Here is a 16,839-nt window from a genome sequence, read left to right on the forward strand (position 1 = left end):
AAAATTATGAATTCAAATTACTTGCTTCTGCCTCATTTTGATCCAACCATTTTTACTCTTGGTGATAGCAATATCGGCTTACGTTGGTATGGTTTGATGTACCTTTTGGGTTTTATTTTTGCACGCTGGCTTGCGGTTCGTCGTGCTAATCGCCCAAATAGCGGTTGGACAGTGGATCAAGTTGATACCTTACTTTTCAATGGTTTTATGGGCGTATTTATTGGCGGACGTGTTGGCGATGTATTTTTTTATAATTTGGATCGTTTCTTACAAGAGCCGCTTTATTTATTCCGTGTTTGGGAAGGTGGAATGTCTTTCCATGGTGGCTTAATAGGCGTCATTGTTGCCATGATTTGGACATCTTATTCACAAAAACGTAATTTTTGGCAAACGGCTGATTTTGTTGCGCCTTTGATTCCGTTTGGTTTAGGTTTAGGTAGAATTGGTAATTTCATTAATCTTGAGCTATGGGGACGCGAAACGGATGTGCCTTGGGCAATGATTTTCCCGAATGATCCACTATTACTTCCTCGTCATCCATCACAACTTTATGAAGCTTTTCTAGAAGGCATAGTGTTGTTTGCAATTCTGAATATTTTTATTAAAAAACCACGTCCAATAGGTTCCGTTGCTGGTTTATTTTTAATTGGTTATGGCATCTTCCGTTTTATTGTGGAATATGTGCGTGAGCCCGAAGTTGAAAATTTCTTTGGCGTCATTACGCGAGGACAAGCACTTTGTTTACCGATGATTATTGGTGGTGCTTTAATTATGGCTTGGGCGTATTCACGCAAAAGTGCGGTAATAAAATAGGAGATTTTTATGAAGCAATATCTTGATCTTTGTCGCCGCATTGTTAATGAAGGTGAATGGGTTGCCAATGAACGTACAGGTAAGCGCTGTCTCACCGTTATTAATGCAGATTTAGAATATGATGTGGCGAATAATCAATTTCCGCTGATTACCACGCGTAAAAGTTATTGGAAAGCGGCAATTGCGGAATTTTTAGGTTACATTCGTGGATATGATAATGCCGCTGATTTCCGCACACTTGGCACGAAAACTTGGGATGCCAATGCGAATGAAAATGCCGCATGGCTCGCCAATCCGCATCGTAGAGGCGTTGATGATATGGGGCGAGTATATGGCGTGCAAGGCAGAGCGTGGCGTAAGCCTAATGGCGAAACCATCGATCAGTTACGTAAAATCGTTAATAATTTAACGAAAGGTATCGATGATCGAGGCGAAATTCTCACTTTTTTTAATCCTGGCGAATTTGATCTTGGTTGTCTTCGTCCTTGTATGCATACGCATACTTTTTCTCTTGTGGGCGAAACCTTACATCTTACTAGTTATCAACGTTCCTGTGATGTTCCGCTTGGATTGAATTTCAATCAAATTCAAGTATTCACTTTCTTAGCGCTTATGGCACAGATTACGGGTAAAAAAGCAGGCAAGGCATATCATAAAATTGTGAATGCGCACATTTATGAAGATCAGCTTGAATTAATGCGTGATGTGCAACTTAAACGCGAGCCTTTCTCGTTGCCAAAATTAGAAATCAATCCAGATATAAAAAGCCTTGAAGATTTAGAAACTTGGGTCACGATGGATGATTTTAAAGTTATTGGCTATCAATCTCACGAGCCGATTAAATATCCTTTTTCCGTTTAATGGATGTAGCAAAAGTGCGGTCAGAATTTGACGAGAAAATGATGCACCATGCCCTTGAACTTGCGAATAAAGCGGAAGCGTTAGGCGAGATTCCTGTGGGGGCAGTGCTGGTGGATGAAGATGGCAATATTATTGGAGAAGGTTGGAATCTCTCCATTGTTCAAAGCGATCCTACCGCACATGCTGAAATTATCGCTTTGCGTAATGGGGCGAAAAATATTCAAAATTATCGCCTACTGAATACCACGCTTTATGTAACATTAGAGCCTTGCACAATGTGTGCTGGGGCAATTTTGCATAGCAGAATTAAACGCCTTGTGTTCGGTGCTTCTGATTATAAAACTGGGGCTGTTGGATCGCGTTTTCATTTTTTTGATGATTATAAAATGAACCATACTTTGGAAATTACATCTGGTGTATTGGCAGAAGATTGTAGTCAGAAATTAAGCGCATTTTTTCAGAAGAGACGCGAAGAGAAAAAAATAGAGAAAGCATTGTTAAAAAAGTCTGATTGATATTAAATCTCCCTTCTCTCCTATTCTTAGCTTTTAAAAACTAGGGTTTATTGTTATCTCAAGTCGTTTTACATGCGGAAATTCTTCTTGAATGAGTTTCAACAATTCTGTCTGTCTGAATAAAATACCTTGGCGAACAATGGCATTAGACACTTCAATAAAAATTGAATGATCAGTTATGTTGCCAATACGAAATTTGCCGTGAAATTCCTGTGGAAAAATGCGGTTAAATTTTTGATTAAGTTCATTGATGGCAAAGCCTTTTTTCATTATTTTGGCAAAGGGCGATTGCTCAAGCACATCCATAATATTGACTGTTTTTTGATAACGTTCAGCCTTGTTTTCCATAAAGTCTGCCCTCAGTAAATGACATTAGTTTAGATTTCCGCTACAATACACGCAATTTTCATAATAAACAACGAGACGATGATTTCAGGCACTGTCAAACCGAATTTTTGGTCGCGATTACTTTTGAGTATTATCGCGATTTTTGCTTTGCCTAACGCACAAAGTTTTGAAAATCAAAATAATGCGGAAAATTATTCCTCGAGTGTCTCCATTCAACAAGCGTTGGAAACGGTAAAAGTAGCACGTGAAGTGCAACGACAGGCCATTCCTCAACCTTTAATTTCCCACCAAACTGAAAAACAACCTAAAATTCAACCGCACTTTTTTGCTGAAGCGTTGAATCTTAGTGCGCTAATTCGAGCAGGCCCCTTGCTTATTTAATTTTTCTGTTTTTTGTGAAGAATATTGCTATTGAAATAGCGATATTTAAAAAATTATTGTGCATGAAATAAAGTATTTCATAAGCATTTAACTATTTAACTTATATATTTAAAAAGAGAAATTATGAGCATTTTAACAAGAATTTTTGGCAGTCGTAATGAACGCATTCTACGTAAATTAAAAAAACAAGTCGTAAAAATTAATAAAATGGAGCCTGCTTTTGAAGCATTAAGTGATGATGAATTAAAAGCAAAAACACAAGAGTTTCGTGATCGTTTAAGTGCGGGCGAAACTTTGCAACAAATTTTACCAGAAGCATTCGCAACGGTACGTGAAGCAAGTAAGCGCGTGCTTGGTATGCGCCATTTTGATGTGCAGCTTATTGGTGGGATGGTATTGACTAACCGCTGTATCGCAGAAATGCGTACAGGAGAGGGGAAAACATTAACGGCGACTTTGCCTTGTTATTTAATCGCACTTGAAGGTAAGGGTGTCCACGTGGTAACCGTGAATGACTATCTTGCTCGCCGAGATGCAGAAACAAACCGTCCGTTATTTGAATTTTTAGGCATGAGTGTAGGCGTGAATATTCCCGGTTTACCGCCTGAAGAAAAACGTGCAGCTTATGCGGCAGATATTACTTATGCAACCAATAGCGAACTTGGTTTTGATTACTTACGTGATAACTTAGCCCACTCAAAAGAAGAACGTTTCCAACGTACTTTAGGCTATGCGTTGGTGGACGAAGTGGATTCAATCTTAATCGATGAAGCACGTACTCCATTGATTATTTCAGGTCAAGCAGAAAACAGTTCAGAGCTTTATATTGCGGTAAATAAACTGATCCCAAGTTTAATTAAACAAGAAAAAGAAGATACTGAAGAATATCAAGGCGAAGGGGACTTTACTTTAGATCTTAAATCTAAACAAGCGCATTTAACCGAACGTGGTCAAGAAAAAGTGGAAGATTGGTTGATTGCACAAGGTTTAATGCCTGAAGGGGATTCTTTATATTCTCCTGGTCGAATCGTGTTGCTTCATCATGTTATGGCAGCATTACGTGCGCACACATTGTTTGAAAAAGATGTTGATTACATTGTGAAAGACGGCGAAATTGTGATTGTTGATGAACACACTGGTCGTACAATGGCAGGGCGTCGTTGGTCAGATGGTTTGCACCAAGCTATTGAGGCAAAAGAAGGGGTGGATATTAAGAGCGAAAACCAAACTGTTGCGTCAATTTCTTACCAAAACTACTTCCGTTTATATGAGCGTCTTGCGGGAATGACGGGGACTGCGGATACCGAAGCATTTGAGTTCCAACAAATTTATGGCTTGGAAACTGTTGTAATTCCAACAAATCGTCCAATGATTCGTGATGATCGCACTGATGTGATGTTTGAAAATGAACAATATAAATTTAATGCGATTATTGAAGATATTAAAGATTGTGTAGAACGCCAGCAACCAGTATTAGTGGGGACGATTTCAGTCGAAAAATCAGAAGAATTATCTAAAGCGTTAGATAAAGCAGGTATAAAACATAATGTGTTGAATGCGAAATTCCACCAACAAGAAGCGGAAATCGTGGCAGAAGCTGGTTATCCTGGTGCGGTGACTATCGCAACGAATATGGCGGGTCGCGGTACGGATATTATCCTTGGGGGTAACTGGAAAGCGCAGGCTGCTAAATTAGAAAATCCAACTCAAGAACAAATTGAAGCACTTAAAGCTGAGTGGGAGAAAAACCACGAAATTGTAATGAAAGCAGGTGGGTTGCATATTATCGGTACAGAGCGTCACGAATCTCGCCGTATTGATAACCAGTTACGTGGCCGTTCAGGTCGTCAAGGTGACCCCGGTTCTTCTCGTTTCTATCTTTCTTTAGAAGATGGTTTAATGCGCATTTATTTGAATGAGGGTAAGCTCAATTTAATGCGTAAAGCGTTTACTGTACCGGGCGAGGCAATGGAATCGAAAATGTTGGCGAAAGTGATTGCATCCGCTCAAGCAAAAGTTGAGGCGTTCCATTTTGATGGCCGTAAAAACCTACTTGAATATGATGATGTGGCAAATGACCAACGTCATGCCATTTATGAGCAACGCAATTATTTGCTTGATAATGATGATATTTCTGAAACCATCAATGCCATTCGCCACGATGTGTTTAATAGCGTGATTGATCAATATATTCCACCGCAATCTTTGGAAGAACAATGGGATATTAAGGGGCTTGAAGAACGTTTAGCCCAAGAGTTTGGTATGGAATTACCGATTTCTAATTGGTTAGAAGAAGATAATAATCTTCACGAAGAAAGTTTGCGCGAACGCATTGTGGAAATTGCAGAAAAGGAATACAAAGAAAAAGAGGTTTTGGCTGGCGAAGACGCTATGCGCCACTTTGAAAAAGGTGTTATGTTACAAACCTTAGATGAACTTTGGAAAGAACATTTAGCTTCGATGGATTATTTACGCCAAGGTATTCATTTACGTGGCTATGCACAAAAAGATCCAAAACAAGAGTATAAAAAAGAATCTTTCCGTATGTTTACAGAAATGCTAGATTCCTTAAAACACCACGTTATCACGACTTTAACCCGTGTACGTGTGCGTACTCAAGAAGAAATGGAAGAAGCTGAACGTGCTCGTCAAGAAATGGCGGCACGTATTAATCAAAATAATTTACCTGTGGATGAAAATAGTCAGACAACTCAAAATTCAGAGACTGAAGATTATTCAGATCGTCGCATTGGACGCAACGAGCCTTGTCCTTGTGGGTCGGGTAAAAAATATAAGCATTGTCACGGCAGTCGTGTGGCACGCCACTAATGAACAATCAAAGTGCGGTGATTTTTCACCGCACTTTTTTCATATCTCTACATTGGATAGAAAAATGGATAAAAAAATTATACAAGTTGCTGCGGGTATTATTCGTAATGAATTTGGTCAGATCTATTTAACGCAGCGTTTAGAAGGACAGGATTTTGCCCAATCTTTAGAATTTCCTGGTGGAAAAGTGGATGCGGGAGAAACTCCAGAACAGGCTTTAAAACGTGAATTGGAAGAGGAAATTGGCATTGTTGTATTAAATGCTGAACTTTACGAACGCTTCCAATTTGAATATCCAACAAAGATTATTTCTTTTTTCTTTTATGTCGTAGATGAATGGATTGGTGAGCCTTTTGGGCGAGAAGGGCAAGAAGGTTTTTGGGTTGAGCAACGCGCATTGGATGCAGGACAGTTTCCGCCAGCTAATGCTAAATTAATTCATCGCTTATTGAATGAAGCTCTCCATCCCATAAAATAAAACCCTAGTCAGACTAGGGTTTATATAACATCTATTGATTTTTTCAAATTATTTCGGCATTGCAGCTTTCATTTGTTTAAGTTGCTCTGCCGCTTGATTACAAGCCTGATCCTGTGCCGCTACGGGCATTGATGCAAATTGTTGTTTGCTTGATTCATATTGAGCTTTCATCGCATTTGCTTGCGCAGCTGGCATTGATGCTAAGAAAGAATCAATTTCAGCGAAATAAGTTTTACAACTTGCAGACAAATCAGCTGCAGAAGCTGAAAAACCAAATCCCATTAAAATAAGTGTAGCTAGTGTTTTTTTCATCATGATATCCTCACGAAAGTTAATTAATAAAGTTATTGCCAAAGTGGCGACTTATTGTATCATTTTAGGGCAAAAAAAAACAATAGCAATTACAAACAAATTTTTACAGATAAATCAGCGAGTTTAATCCATACTTCATCGCTAAATTCTTGCTTAGCAAGACGTTCAATATTTGCAAGCTCCTGGATAATTTCGTAGAGCTTTTGGTAGGTTAAACGTTGAATCGCACTTAAAAAGAGCGGTCGGCGATTTTGCCAGATTTTTAGACGGTCAAATTCAGTCTTAATTTGTTGAATTGGAAGTTTTTCCGTTGTCATAATTCGTTGCTGTGGTTTGGTAAGTTCAAGCAACGTAAATAATTCTCGCTGTAGTGTGCGTAATAAAATAACAGGTTGCACATCTTCATCTTGTAAACCTTTTAAAATGCGTTTGGCACGATTTGCCTTTCCAACAAGCAACGCATCAATCCATTGAAATGGTGTAAAAATTGAGGATTGTTCGACGACGCTAATGACACGATTATAGTTAAGTTTATGGTCAGGATAGAGCAAATCTAAAAGCTGCAGAGCTTGTTTGAGCGCAAGTAAGTTATTCTCATAACTGTAGCAAAGTTGTTGGATAGCCTCATCATCAGCGTCTAATCCCATCGCTTTGGTACGATTTTTTACCCAACGAGGAAGATTTTCAGCCGTAGGTGTTTGACAATTTACAAGAATCGCACTGGTTTCATATTGGTTTAGTTCAGCAAACCATGCTTGGTTTTCATTTGCTTTTGTTAGTTTTGCAATTTGTAAAATTAGCAAGATATCGTCATGTAGAACCGAAATAAATTCTTGCAGATTTTTCTGTAAAAGTGCGGTGAAGTTTTCAGGTAAACTTAATACCATGACTTGTTTATTAAAAAACAATCCCATGGACTGACAGGATTCTATGAGTTGTGCCCAGTCAGTTTGGCTATCAATCTGGATGCTATTTTTCTCATCAAATCCTTTTTGGGTCACTGCTTTATAAATGGCATCTTCACTTTCACTTAGTAACAATGGATCTTGCCCTACCAAAAAGTAAACTTTGGCTAAACGTTGGGAAAGATGTTGATTAAGTTGCTCAGGGAAGATGCGATTCATTATTTGTTTTTCACTTGTTTTTCTAATGCAACCATTTTAGTAATGAGCTGACGCGCAGCTTGTTCCCGCATATCATTCCAAATTAATTCTCGTTCGGCGGATTTAGCTAATGCTGCGCGAGAGTTATCAAAGAAAGTGCGGTTGACTTTTGCCGTGATTGGGTGGCTTTCACCATTCGCTAAACGAACGCTTGCTTCCACTTCTAGCATTAATACTTTTTCAGCTTCGCGACCGCGTTTAAATACCGAAGCGACTTCATCATTTTCGCGGAATTTATTGATGCGTAAAACAGGAATGCCTTGAGTCGAATTGACGAGCTGAATATTGTTCGCTTGTAGCTGATTACGCATCGCCACTGACATTTCGCTGTATGAATCAGGGCTTTCAAATGTAAGAGTACGTAATTCTTGTGGAATTAATGTACCGTTTTGAAAATGCCAGCCACAAGCAGAAAGCGCGGTAATGCTTGCTACAATGAACAATGCTTTGATTGATTTAATCATAAAAATTACCTTTATTGTGGAGTGTATGAATTTAAAATCCATACACTAATAAAGATAGAATCTGTGAAATATCAATATTCCACAGATTCTACGGATTATGGTTTAACCACAAAATTCAACATTTTTAATGGAATATAGATTTCTTTAAGAATTTCTTTTCCATCAAGGAATTTTGCAACATTAGGATCTGCTTTGGCTGTCGCTTTAATTTCTTCTTCTAAAGACGTTGCAGGGACAGTTACTTTTCCACGAACTTTGCCATTTACTTGCACAACAATGAGTTTTTCATCTTCTACCATTGCGGCTTCATCAGCTTTCACCCATTCAGTGGTATCGATGTTGCTTTCATTTCCTAACTCTTGCCATAATTCAAAGCAGATATGTGGCGTAATTGGATAAAGCATACGAACAACTGCACTTAATGCTTCCGCCATGACTGCACGATCTTGATCGCTTTCTAAGGAAGCCTTAGTCAGTTTATTCATCAATTCCATTACGGCTGCAATCGCAGTATTAAATGTTTGACGACGACCAATATCATCGCTCACTTTCGCAATGGTTTTATGTACTTCACGACGAAGTGCTTTTTGCGCGGCTGAAAGTGCGGTGATATCTAGGCTAGTTTTTGCTGGATTTTGTTGATATTGATATACCAAATTCCAAACACGCCCTAAGAAACGTTTAGCACCTTCTACGCCAGATTCTTGCCATTCAAGGGTCATTTCTGCAGGCGATGCAAACATCATAAATAAACGAACGGTGTCCGCACCGTATTTTTCCACCATTTCCTGTGGGTCAATACCGTTGTTTTTCGATTTCGACATTTTGGTCATCCCAGTATGAACCAATTCTCGACCTTCAGGATCTGTCGCTTTAATGATACGACCTTTCTCATCACGCTCAAGCGTCACTTGCGTTGGGCTCACCCAAATACGCTCGTTGGTTGGACTTGTGTAGTAGAACGCATCAGCAAGCACCATACCTTGACATAGCAATTTCGTTGCTGGCTCATCGCTGGTTACAAAACCTGCATCACGCAAGAGTTTGTGGAAGAAGCGGAAGTATAACAAGTGCATTGTTGCGTGTTCGATACCGCCGATATATTGATCCACCGGTAACCAATAGTTTGCTTCTTCCGCATCTAGCATGCCATTTTGATATTGTGGGCAAGTGTAGCGCGCGTAATACCAAGAGGATTCCATAAAGGTGTCGAAGGTATCCGTTTCTTTTAATGCTGGTGTACTATTGAAGGTGGTTTTAGCCCAGTTTGGATCCGCCTTGATTGGGCTTTTCACACCGTCCATTACTACATCTTCAGGCAGAATAATCGGTAAATCTTCCATTGGTGCAGGCACCACATCACCGTTTTCTAATGTCAGCATTGGAATTGGTGCTCCCCAATAACGTTGGCGAGACACGCCCCAGTCACGCAAACGGTAGTTTACTTGGCGTTTTCCCACACCTAATTGTTCGAGTTTGTCCGCAATGCCGTTGAATGCCCCCTCGAAATCTCTACCGTCAAATTCTGCAGAGTTGATTAATGTGCCATGTTCAGTGAAGGCTTCTTTTGCTAAATCAATTTCTTGACCTGCAAGCGGTGCAATTACTTGTTTGATTTGCAAACCGTATTTATTGGCAAATTCGTAGTCGCGTTGATCATGTGCTGGCACTGCCATTACCGCACCTGTACCGTAATGCATTAATACGAAGTTCGCTACCCAAATTGATAATTTTTCACCTGTCAATGGATGAATGGCAAATAAGCCTGTTGCCATTCCTTTTTTCTCCATTGTCGCAAGATCAGCTTCTGCCACTTTGGCATTTTTTGCTTCTTGGATAAAGGTGGCTAATTCAGGATTATTTTGAGCCGCTAAACTTGCTAATGGATGTGCTGCCGCAATCCCTAAATAACTTACGCCGTAAAAGGTATCTGGACGCGTGGTGTAAACTGCTACTTTTTCGTTGGTATCTGCAACATCAAAGGTAATTTCTACCCCTTCAGAACGACCGATCCAGTTGCGTTGCATCGTTTTCACCATATCAGGCCATTGTGGAAGATTATCCAAGCCCCCTAATAATTGCTCGGCATAATCGGTGATTTTAATAAACCATTGTGGGATTTCTTTTTGTTCCACAGGTGTATCACAACGCCAGCAACAACCTTCGTGTACTTGTTCGTTTGCGAGTACGGTTTCATCGTTCGGACACCAGTTTACGGTTGAGGTCTTTTTGTACACCAAGCCTTTTTTATAAAGCTCAGTGAAGAACCATTGTTCCCATTTGTAGTATTCTGGTTTGCAGGTTGCGATTTCACGCTCCCAGTCGAAACCAAAGCCTAAAAGCTGAAGTTGTTTTTTCATGTAGGCAATGTTTTCGTATGTCCATTTAGCAGGTGCAGTTTTGTTTTTGATTGCGGCACCTTCTGCTGGTAAGCCGAAAGCATCCCAACCAAATGGTTGTAATACGTTTTTGCCTAGCATGCGTTGATAACGAGAAATTACATCACCAATAGTGTAGTTGCGCACATGCCCCATATGCAGGCGACCAGAAGGATATGGGAACATAGAAAGACAGTAATATTTTTCTTTAGATTCGTCTTTGATTGCTTTGAAAACTTTATTTTCTGCCCAATATTGTTGAACCTTTGGTTCGATCATATCGGGGCGATATTGTTCTTGCATAAAATCACCTTAAATTTTAACCGCACTTTTGCAGCATTTTGACAATAGAAAACGTGGCATAGAATACCGTAAAATGGCATAAATTGATAGGGTATGAGACCAAAGTGCGGTGATTTTTTTCTTTGTTTTTACAATAGATTTTGAATTTCTTTTGGAATTAATTTGGGTTCAGGAATCCAAACTTGTTTGTGTCGGCTCAATTCCCCTTTTTCTAAAATAATACTGCTTTTGGGCACTTTGAAGGATTTACTTAAAAATTTCAATAAATGCGCATTTGCTTGACCATCAACAGGTGGCGCAGTAATGGTAATTTTTAATTCATCATCGTGAATGCCAGCAATATGATCTTTACTGGCTTTTGGCTGTAAGAATATTCTTAATCTAATACCGTCTTTATTTTGTTCAATCGCAGACATAAATTCTTCGTGTTACTTATTTTTCTTTATTATAAAAATGAATTATGTAAAAAATAAAGTGTGGATTAGGGCTCGCTAATTCATAGCAAGCTAATACAACTTATGATATAGTTCACAGCCGAATTTATAGGGATCTTTTTATAATAAAAATAATGATAGAACTCGATCAAAACAATATTCCAAAACACGTTGCCATTATTATGGATGGTAATGGGCGGTGGGCAAAACAAAAAAATAAAATGCGTATTTTTGGCCATACCAATGGCGTATCTGCCGTTCGCCGAGCAGTAAGTTATGCTCGCCAAACTGGCGTGAATTTCCTTACACTTTATGCTTTTAGTAGCGAAAATTGGAATCGACCAGAGCAAGAAGTCAGCGCGTTAATGACGCTTTTTATGCAAGCTTTAGATCGCGAAGTGAAAAAATTACATAAAAATAATATTCGCCTGAAAATTATTGGCGATGTATCTCGTTTTAGTGAATCTTTGCAAGAAAAAATTTCAAAAGCGGAAAATTTAACAGAAAAAAATACCGCACTTACGCTCAATATCGCTGCAAATTACGGTGGATGTTGGGATATTGTGCAAGCAGCAAAACAACTTGCAGAAAAAGTAAAAAATAATGAAATGAGCGTTGAAGAAATTGATGAAATTGCTTTTCAGCGTCATTTGGTTACACAAGATGAACCACCAGTTGATCTATTGATTCGTACGAGTGGTGAACAACGAATTAGTAATTTTTTATTATGGCAAATCGCATATGCAGAACTTTATTTTTCCGATGTGCTGTGGCCAGATTTTGATGAGGCGGAATTTAACCGCGCCATCGCCTGTTATCAACAACGTCATCGCCGTTTTGGTGGGACAGAATAATTCAATAAATGGATTAAAATTATGCTTAAACAACGAGTTTTATCAGCCATTGTGTTAATCGCAGCGGTGTTATGTGCGCTATTTTTATTCACGCCTTTTTATTTTGCCCTCGCGTTAGGTGCTGTGGCGACTTTAGGCGTTTGGGAATGGACCCAGTTTGCTCGCCTTAAACAGCCTTTAGCGCGTTTTTGTATTGCCGCTTTTTTAGGCGCCTTTATTTTTTTATGGCTCTACACTGAGGGCAACTATTTAGATGCCGGTCGTGTGTTTGAACAGCATCTTCAGCTTTTATTGATGAACGCTGTTGGTTGGTGGCTTTTAGCTTTATTGCTTGTGGTGAGTTATCCTAAATCAGCTAAATTTTGGTCTAAAAATCCTCTTTTACAGCTTTTATTTGCCTTTTCTACTTTAATCCCATTTATCGCTGGGGTATTGCGTTTACGTTTAGAACACTATACCCATGATCCTTATCACGGCTTATTTTTATTACTTTATGTATTTGTGCTTGTTTGGGCGGCTGATTCTGGTGCTTATTTTAGCGGACGAGCATTTGGTAAACGCAAACTTGCGCCAAAAGTTTCACCTGGTAAAAGTTGGGAAGGCGTTGTTGGTGGTTTAATTACAGCGTTAGTGCTTGCTTTTGTATTTATTCATTTCTCTGGCGATGCTTTAGTTGGTGAGCGAAATATCTCTGGATTTGTTATTCTTTCCGTTGCTACTGTTGCAATTTCAGTATTGGGTGATTTAACTGAAAGTATGTTTAAACGTGAATCCGGAGTTAAAGACAGTAGCCAATTAATTCCAGGTCATGGCGGTGTATTAGATCGCATTGATAGCTTGACTGCCGCGGTACCTTTTTTCAGTTACTTCTATTTCTTTGTGTTATAAGGATTCTGAATGTCATTTTTGTGGTCGCTAGGCTCTTTTATCATTGCTATTGCGGTATTAGTATCCGTTCACGAATATGGTCACTTTTGGGCTGCTAGAAAGTGCGGTATAAAAGTCCATCGTTTTTCAATTGGCTTTGGTAAGGTAATTTGGAAACGTATCGATAAGCACGGTACAGAATTTGCGATTTCAATGATTCCTTTAGGCGGTTATGTAAAAATGCTTGATGGACGTAATGAAGCGGTTCCAGTTGAACAAAAGTCACAAGCATTTGACAGTAAAAGCGTATTACAACGCGCATTTGTGATTATTTCAGGTCCTTTGGCAAATTTTATTTTCGCGATTTTTGCTTATTGGGTTATCTATCTTTATGGAATGCCAAGTGTTAAACCTGTGATTGAATCAATAACTCCAAGTTCAATCGCGGCACAAGCTCACATTGAACCTAATACGCAAATTCTAGCGGTTGATGGCGAAGAAACTCAAGATTGGGAAACCATCAATATGCTACTTGCCACAAAAATGGGGGAGCCTAATGTTGAAATTACCCTTTCTCCTTTTGGTTCTAATATTGAACAACAGCGGACTTTAAATCTTACAAATTGGACTTTTGATCCTGAAAAAGAAAGTGCTTTTGAGGCATTAGGAATCATGCCTATGCGTCCTAAAATTGAAATGGTGCTTTCTAAAGTTGTTCAAGGTTCTCCAGCTGAGAAAGCAGGTTTACAAATCGGTGATAAAATTTTAGAAGAAAATTTAACCGCACTTCCTTGGCCAGATTTTATAAAACAGGTCGAACGAGGCGAATCTTTTTCTATTAAAGTTGAACGTAATGGGGAAATGCTTGACAAAATTATCACGCCAGTGCGTAATCAGAGTGGAAAATGGTTTGTAGGTTTAAGCCCAACTTTCGTAAAATTATCTGATGAATATCGTACAGAATTAAAATATGATATTCTTGACTCTTTGCAGAAAGGCATTGAAAAGACTGGCCAACTTTCTGTGTTAACCTTGAAGGTGTTAGGAAAACTAATTACGGGTGATTTGTCATTAAACAATTTAAGCGGTCCGATTTCTATTGCAAAAGGTGCTGGTGCATCCGCTAATATTGGATTGGTGTATTTTTTAAGTTTTATGGCATTGATTAGTGTTAATTTAGGCATTATGAATTTATTCCCATTGCCTGTATTAGATGGTGGTCATTTAGTTTTTTTAGCAATGGAAGCTGTTAAAGGAAAACCTGTTTCTGAGCGGGTGCAAGGCATCTGTTATCGAATTGGCGCAGCACTGTTACTAAGTTTAACGGTGTTTGCATTATTTAATGATTTTTTACGTCTATAATTTATATAGGATACAATCGATGAAAAAACTTCTAATCGCAAGTTTATTATTCGGTACGACAACGACTGTGTTTGCCGCACCTTTTGTGGCAAAAGATATTCGCGTGGATGGTGTTCAAGGTGACTTAGAACAACAAATCCGAGCAAGTCTACCTGTTCGTGCCGGTCAGCGTGTGACTGACAATGATGTGGCTAATATTGTCCGCTCTTTATTCGTAAGTGGTCGATTCGATGATGTGAATGCGCATCAAGAAGGCGATGTGCTTGTTGTTAGCGTTGTGGCTAAATCGATCATTTCAGATGTTAAAATCAAAGGTAACTCTGTTATTCCAACCGAAGCACTTAAACAAAACTTAGATGCTAACGGGTTTAAAGTTGGCGATGTTTTAATTCGAGAAAAATTAAATGAATTTGCCAAAAGTGTAAAAGAGCACTATGCAAGCGTAGGTCGCTATAACGCAACAGTTGAACCTATTGTCAATACATTACCAAATAATCGTGCTGAAATTTTAATTCAGATCAATGAAGATGATACTGCAAAATTAGCATCATTAACTTTCAATGGTAATGAATCTGTTAGTAGCAGCACGTTGCAAGAGCAAATGGAATTACAACCTGATTCTTGGTGGAAATTATGGGGTAATAAATTTGAAGGTGCTCAGTTCGAGAAAGATTTACAGTCAATTCGTGATTATTATTTAAACAATGGTTATGCCAAAGCACAAATCACTAAAACTGATGTTCAGCTAAATGATGAAAAAACGAAAGTGAATGTAACCATTGATGTAAATGAAGGTTTACAGTATGACCTTCGTAGTGCTCGTATAGTTGGTAATGTGGGCGGTATGGCTTCTGAACTTGAACCTTTGCTTTCTTCATTACATTTAAATGATACTTTCCGTCGCAGCGATATCGCCGATGTTGAAAATGCTATTAAAGCAAAATTGGGTGAACGTGGTTACGGTAGTGCAACGGTGAATGCAGTACCTGATTTTGATGATGCGAATAAAACCTTAGCAATTACTTTTGTTGTTGATGCTGGTCGACGTTTAACTGTTCGTCAACTACGCTTTGAAGGAAATACTGTTTCAGCAGATAGTACTTTACGTCAAGAAATGCGCCAACAAGAAGGGGCGTGGTATAACTCGCAATTAGTTGAGTTAGGTAAAATCCGTTTAGATCGTACAGGATTCTTCGAAACCGTAGAAAATCGAATTGATCCTGTAAAAGGCACTGATGACGAAGTAGATGTGGTGTATAAAGTTAAAGAGCGTAATACAGGTAGTATCAACTTTGGTATTGGTTACGGTACAGAAAGTGGTATTAGCTATCAAGCTAGTGTTAAACAAGATAATTTCTTGGGAACAGGGGCAGCAGTAAGTATAGCTGGTACGAAAAATGATTATGGTACGAGTGTCAATTTGGGTTATACCGAACCTTATTTTACTAAAGATGGCGTAAGTCTTGGTGGAAATGTTTTCTTTGAAAACTATGATAACTCTAAAAGTGATACATCTTCTAATTATAAACGTACGACTTACGGTGGTAATGTCACTTTAGGTTTCCCTGTAAATGAAAATAACTCTTACTATGTTGGATTAGGTTATACTTATAATAAGATCAGTAACTTTGCTCCAGAATATAACCGTAAATTATATCTTGATTCCATGAATTTTAATGGAAATTCAATCAAAACCAGTGACTTTGATTTTTCTTTTGGTTGGAACTATAACAGCCTTAATAGGGGATATTTCCCAACTAAAGGGGTAAAAGCAAGTCTTGGTGGACGAGTTACAATTCCAGGTTCGGATAACAAATACTACAAACTAAGTGCAGATGTACAAGGTTTCTATCCATTAGACAGAGATCACCGTTGGGTTATATCTGCAAAAGCATCTGCAGGATATGCAAATGGTTTTGGAAACAAGCGTTTACCGTTCTATCAAACTTATACAGCTGGTGGTATCGGTTCATTACGTGGTTTTGCTTATGGTAGTATTGGACCTAACGCAATTTATGCCGATCAAGATGGTAAATTTAATAAGATAAGTTCTGATGTGATTGGTGGTAATGCAATCACAACTGCGAGCGCAGAACTTATTGTACCAACACCGTTTGTGAGCGATAAGAGCCAAAATACAGTCCGAACTTCCTTATTTGTTGATGCGGCAAGTGTTTGGAATACTAAATGGAAATCGGATAAGAGTGGGCTAGATAACAATGTATTGAAAAGCTTACCCGATTATGGAAAAGTTAGTCGTGTTCGTGCCTCTGCGGGTGTAGGCTTCCAATGGCAATCCCCTATTGGGCCATTGGTATTCTCTTATGCCAAACCGATTAAAAAATATGAAAATGATGATGTAGAACAATTCCAATTTAGTATTGGTGGTTCTTTCTAATTAGATTGAACTTTTTTCATCATTCGAATGTCAAAGATAGCATTCTCTGCCTAATTTTGTTAGGCAGAGAAAATACTAA

16 protein-coding genes are annotated in these 16,839 nt (G+C 38.7%); 10 read left to right on the top strand and 6 right to left on the bottom strand.

What is annotated here, in order from left to right; translation table 11 throughout:
- Positions 1–6: 6 nt before the first annotated feature.
- Genes lgt through tadA form a run of 3 tightly spaced genes read left to right on the top strand, consistent with a single transcriptional unit; the run spans position 7 to position 2,189 of the window.
- Positions 7–813, top strand: coding sequence for a prolipoprotein diacylglyceryl transferase (lgt, locus tag GG9_RS04945; protein WP_005631206.1), 807 nt, complete (start codon positions 7–9; stop codon positions 811–813).
- A 9-nt stretch (positions 814–822) separates the two neighbouring features.
- Complete coding sequence (locus tag GG9_RS04940) at positions 823–1,674, top strand: thymidylate synthase (RefSeq protein ID WP_005631208.1); 852 nt, start codon at positions 823–825, stop codon at positions 1,672–1,674.
- On the top strand, positions 1,674–2,189 hold the full coding sequence (gene tadA / locus GG9_RS04935; protein WP_005631209.1) for a tRNA adenosine(34) deaminase TadA: 516 nt from the start codon (positions 1,674–1,676) through the stop codon (positions 2,187–2,189). Before GG9_RS04940 ends, tadA begins: the two co-directional genes overlap by 1 nt.
- A gap of 33 nt (positions 2,190–2,222) precedes the next feature.
- Here the strand turns inward: tadA and GG9_RS04930 are convergent, their stop codons facing one another.
- Complete coding sequence (locus GG9_RS04930) at positions 2,223–2,537, bottom strand: DciA family protein (RefSeq protein WP_005631211.1); 315 nt, start codon at positions 2,535–2,537, stop codon at positions 2,223–2,225.
- A 78-nt stretch (positions 2,538–2,615) separates the two neighbouring features.
- Here GG9_RS04930 and secM point away from each other — a divergent pair, with 78 nt between their 5' ends.
- The 3 genes from secM to mutT all read left to right on the top strand — a co-directional run bounded on the left by secM (position 2,616) and on the right by mutT (position 6,225).
- A complete protein-coding gene (gene secM / locus GG9_RS04925; RefSeq protein WP_005631214.1) occupies positions 2,616–2,918 on the top strand; it encodes a secA translation cis-regulator SecM in 303 nt (100 codons plus the stop codon).
- 123 nt (positions 2,919–3,041) lie between these two features.
- Positions 3,042–5,747 (top strand): preprotein translocase subunit SecA, encoded by a 2,706-nt coding sequence (gene secA, locus GG9_RS04920; RefSeq protein ID WP_005631216.1) that lies wholly within the window; start codon positions 3,042–3,044, stop codon positions 5,745–5,747.
- A gap of 64 nt (positions 5,748–5,811) precedes the next feature.
- Complete coding sequence (gene mutT, locus GG9_RS04915) at positions 5,812–6,225, top strand: 8-oxo-dGTP diphosphatase MutT (RefSeq protein WP_005627484.1); 414 nt, start codon at positions 5,812–5,814, stop codon at positions 6,223–6,225.
- A 48-nt stretch (positions 6,226–6,273) separates the two neighbouring features.
- On the opposite strand, the gene GG9_RS04910 is transcribed toward mutT, so the two are convergent.
- The 5 genes from GG9_RS04910 to yggU form a co-directional block, all read right to left on the bottom strand.
- Complete coding sequence (locus tag GG9_RS04910) at positions 6,274–6,537, bottom strand: DUF5339 domain-containing protein (RefSeq protein ID WP_032803225.1); 264 nt, start codon at positions 6,535–6,537, stop codon at positions 6,274–6,276.
- 89 nt (positions 6,538–6,626) lie between these two features.
- Positions 6,627–7,661, bottom strand: coding sequence for a DNA polymerase III subunit delta (gene holA / locus GG9_RS04905; RefSeq protein ID WP_005631220.1), 1,035 nt, complete (start codon positions 7,659–7,661; stop codon positions 6,627–6,629).
- Positions 7,661–8,164 (bottom strand): LPS-assembly lipoprotein LptE, encoded by a 504-nt coding sequence (locus GG9_RS04900; RefSeq protein WP_005631222.1) that lies wholly within the window; start codon positions 8,162–8,164, stop codon positions 7,661–7,663. Before GG9_RS04900 ends, holA begins: the two co-directional genes overlap by 1 nt.
- Positions 8,165–8,259: 95 nt before the next feature.
- On the bottom strand, positions 8,260–10,845 hold the full coding sequence (gene leuS, locus GG9_RS04895; RefSeq protein ID WP_005631225.1) for a leucine--tRNA ligase: 2,586 nt from the start codon (positions 10,843–10,845) through the stop codon (positions 8,260–8,262).
- Positions 10,846–10,973: 128 nt separating this feature from the next.
- A complete protein-coding gene (yggU, locus tag GG9_RS04890) occupies positions 10,974–11,261 on the bottom strand; it encodes a DUF167 family protein YggU (RefSeq protein ID WP_005631228.1) in 288 nt (95 codons plus the stop codon).
- Positions 11,262–11,413: 152 nt separating this feature from the next.
- Between yggU and uppS the strand changes: the two genes are divergently transcribed.
- The 4 genes from uppS to bamA are packed head-to-tail and all read left to right on the top strand — an operon-like array spanning position 11,414 to position 16,760.
- Complete coding sequence (uppS, locus tag GG9_RS04885; protein ID WP_005631230.1) at positions 11,414–12,133, top strand: polyprenyl diphosphate synthase; 720 nt, start codon at positions 11,414–11,416, stop codon at positions 12,131–12,133.
- 21 nt (positions 12,134–12,154) lie between these two features.
- Entirely contained in the window at positions 12,155–13,021 is an 867-nt protein-coding gene (locus GG9_RS04880; protein WP_005631233.1) for a phosphatidate cytidylyltransferase, read from the top strand.
- 9 nt (positions 13,022–13,030) lie between these two features.
- Entirely contained in the window at positions 13,031–14,362 is a 1,332-nt protein-coding gene (gene rseP / locus GG9_RS04875; protein WP_005631235.1) for a sigma E protease regulator RseP, read from the top strand.
- A 19-nt stretch (positions 14,363–14,381) separates the two neighbouring features.
- On the top strand, positions 14,382–16,760 hold the full coding sequence (bamA, locus tag GG9_RS04870) for an outer membrane protein assembly factor BamA (protein ID WP_005631237.1): 2,379 nt from the start codon (positions 14,382–14,384) through the stop codon (positions 16,758–16,760).
- The last annotated feature ends 79 nt before the right edge of the window (positions 16,761–16,839 follow it).

Origin of the sequence: Haemophilus haemolyticus M19501, from assembly GCF_000222025.1 — a bacterium.
GTDB lineage: Bacteria > Pseudomonadota > Gammaproteobacteria > Enterobacterales > Pasteurellaceae > Haemophilus > Haemophilus haemolyticus_G.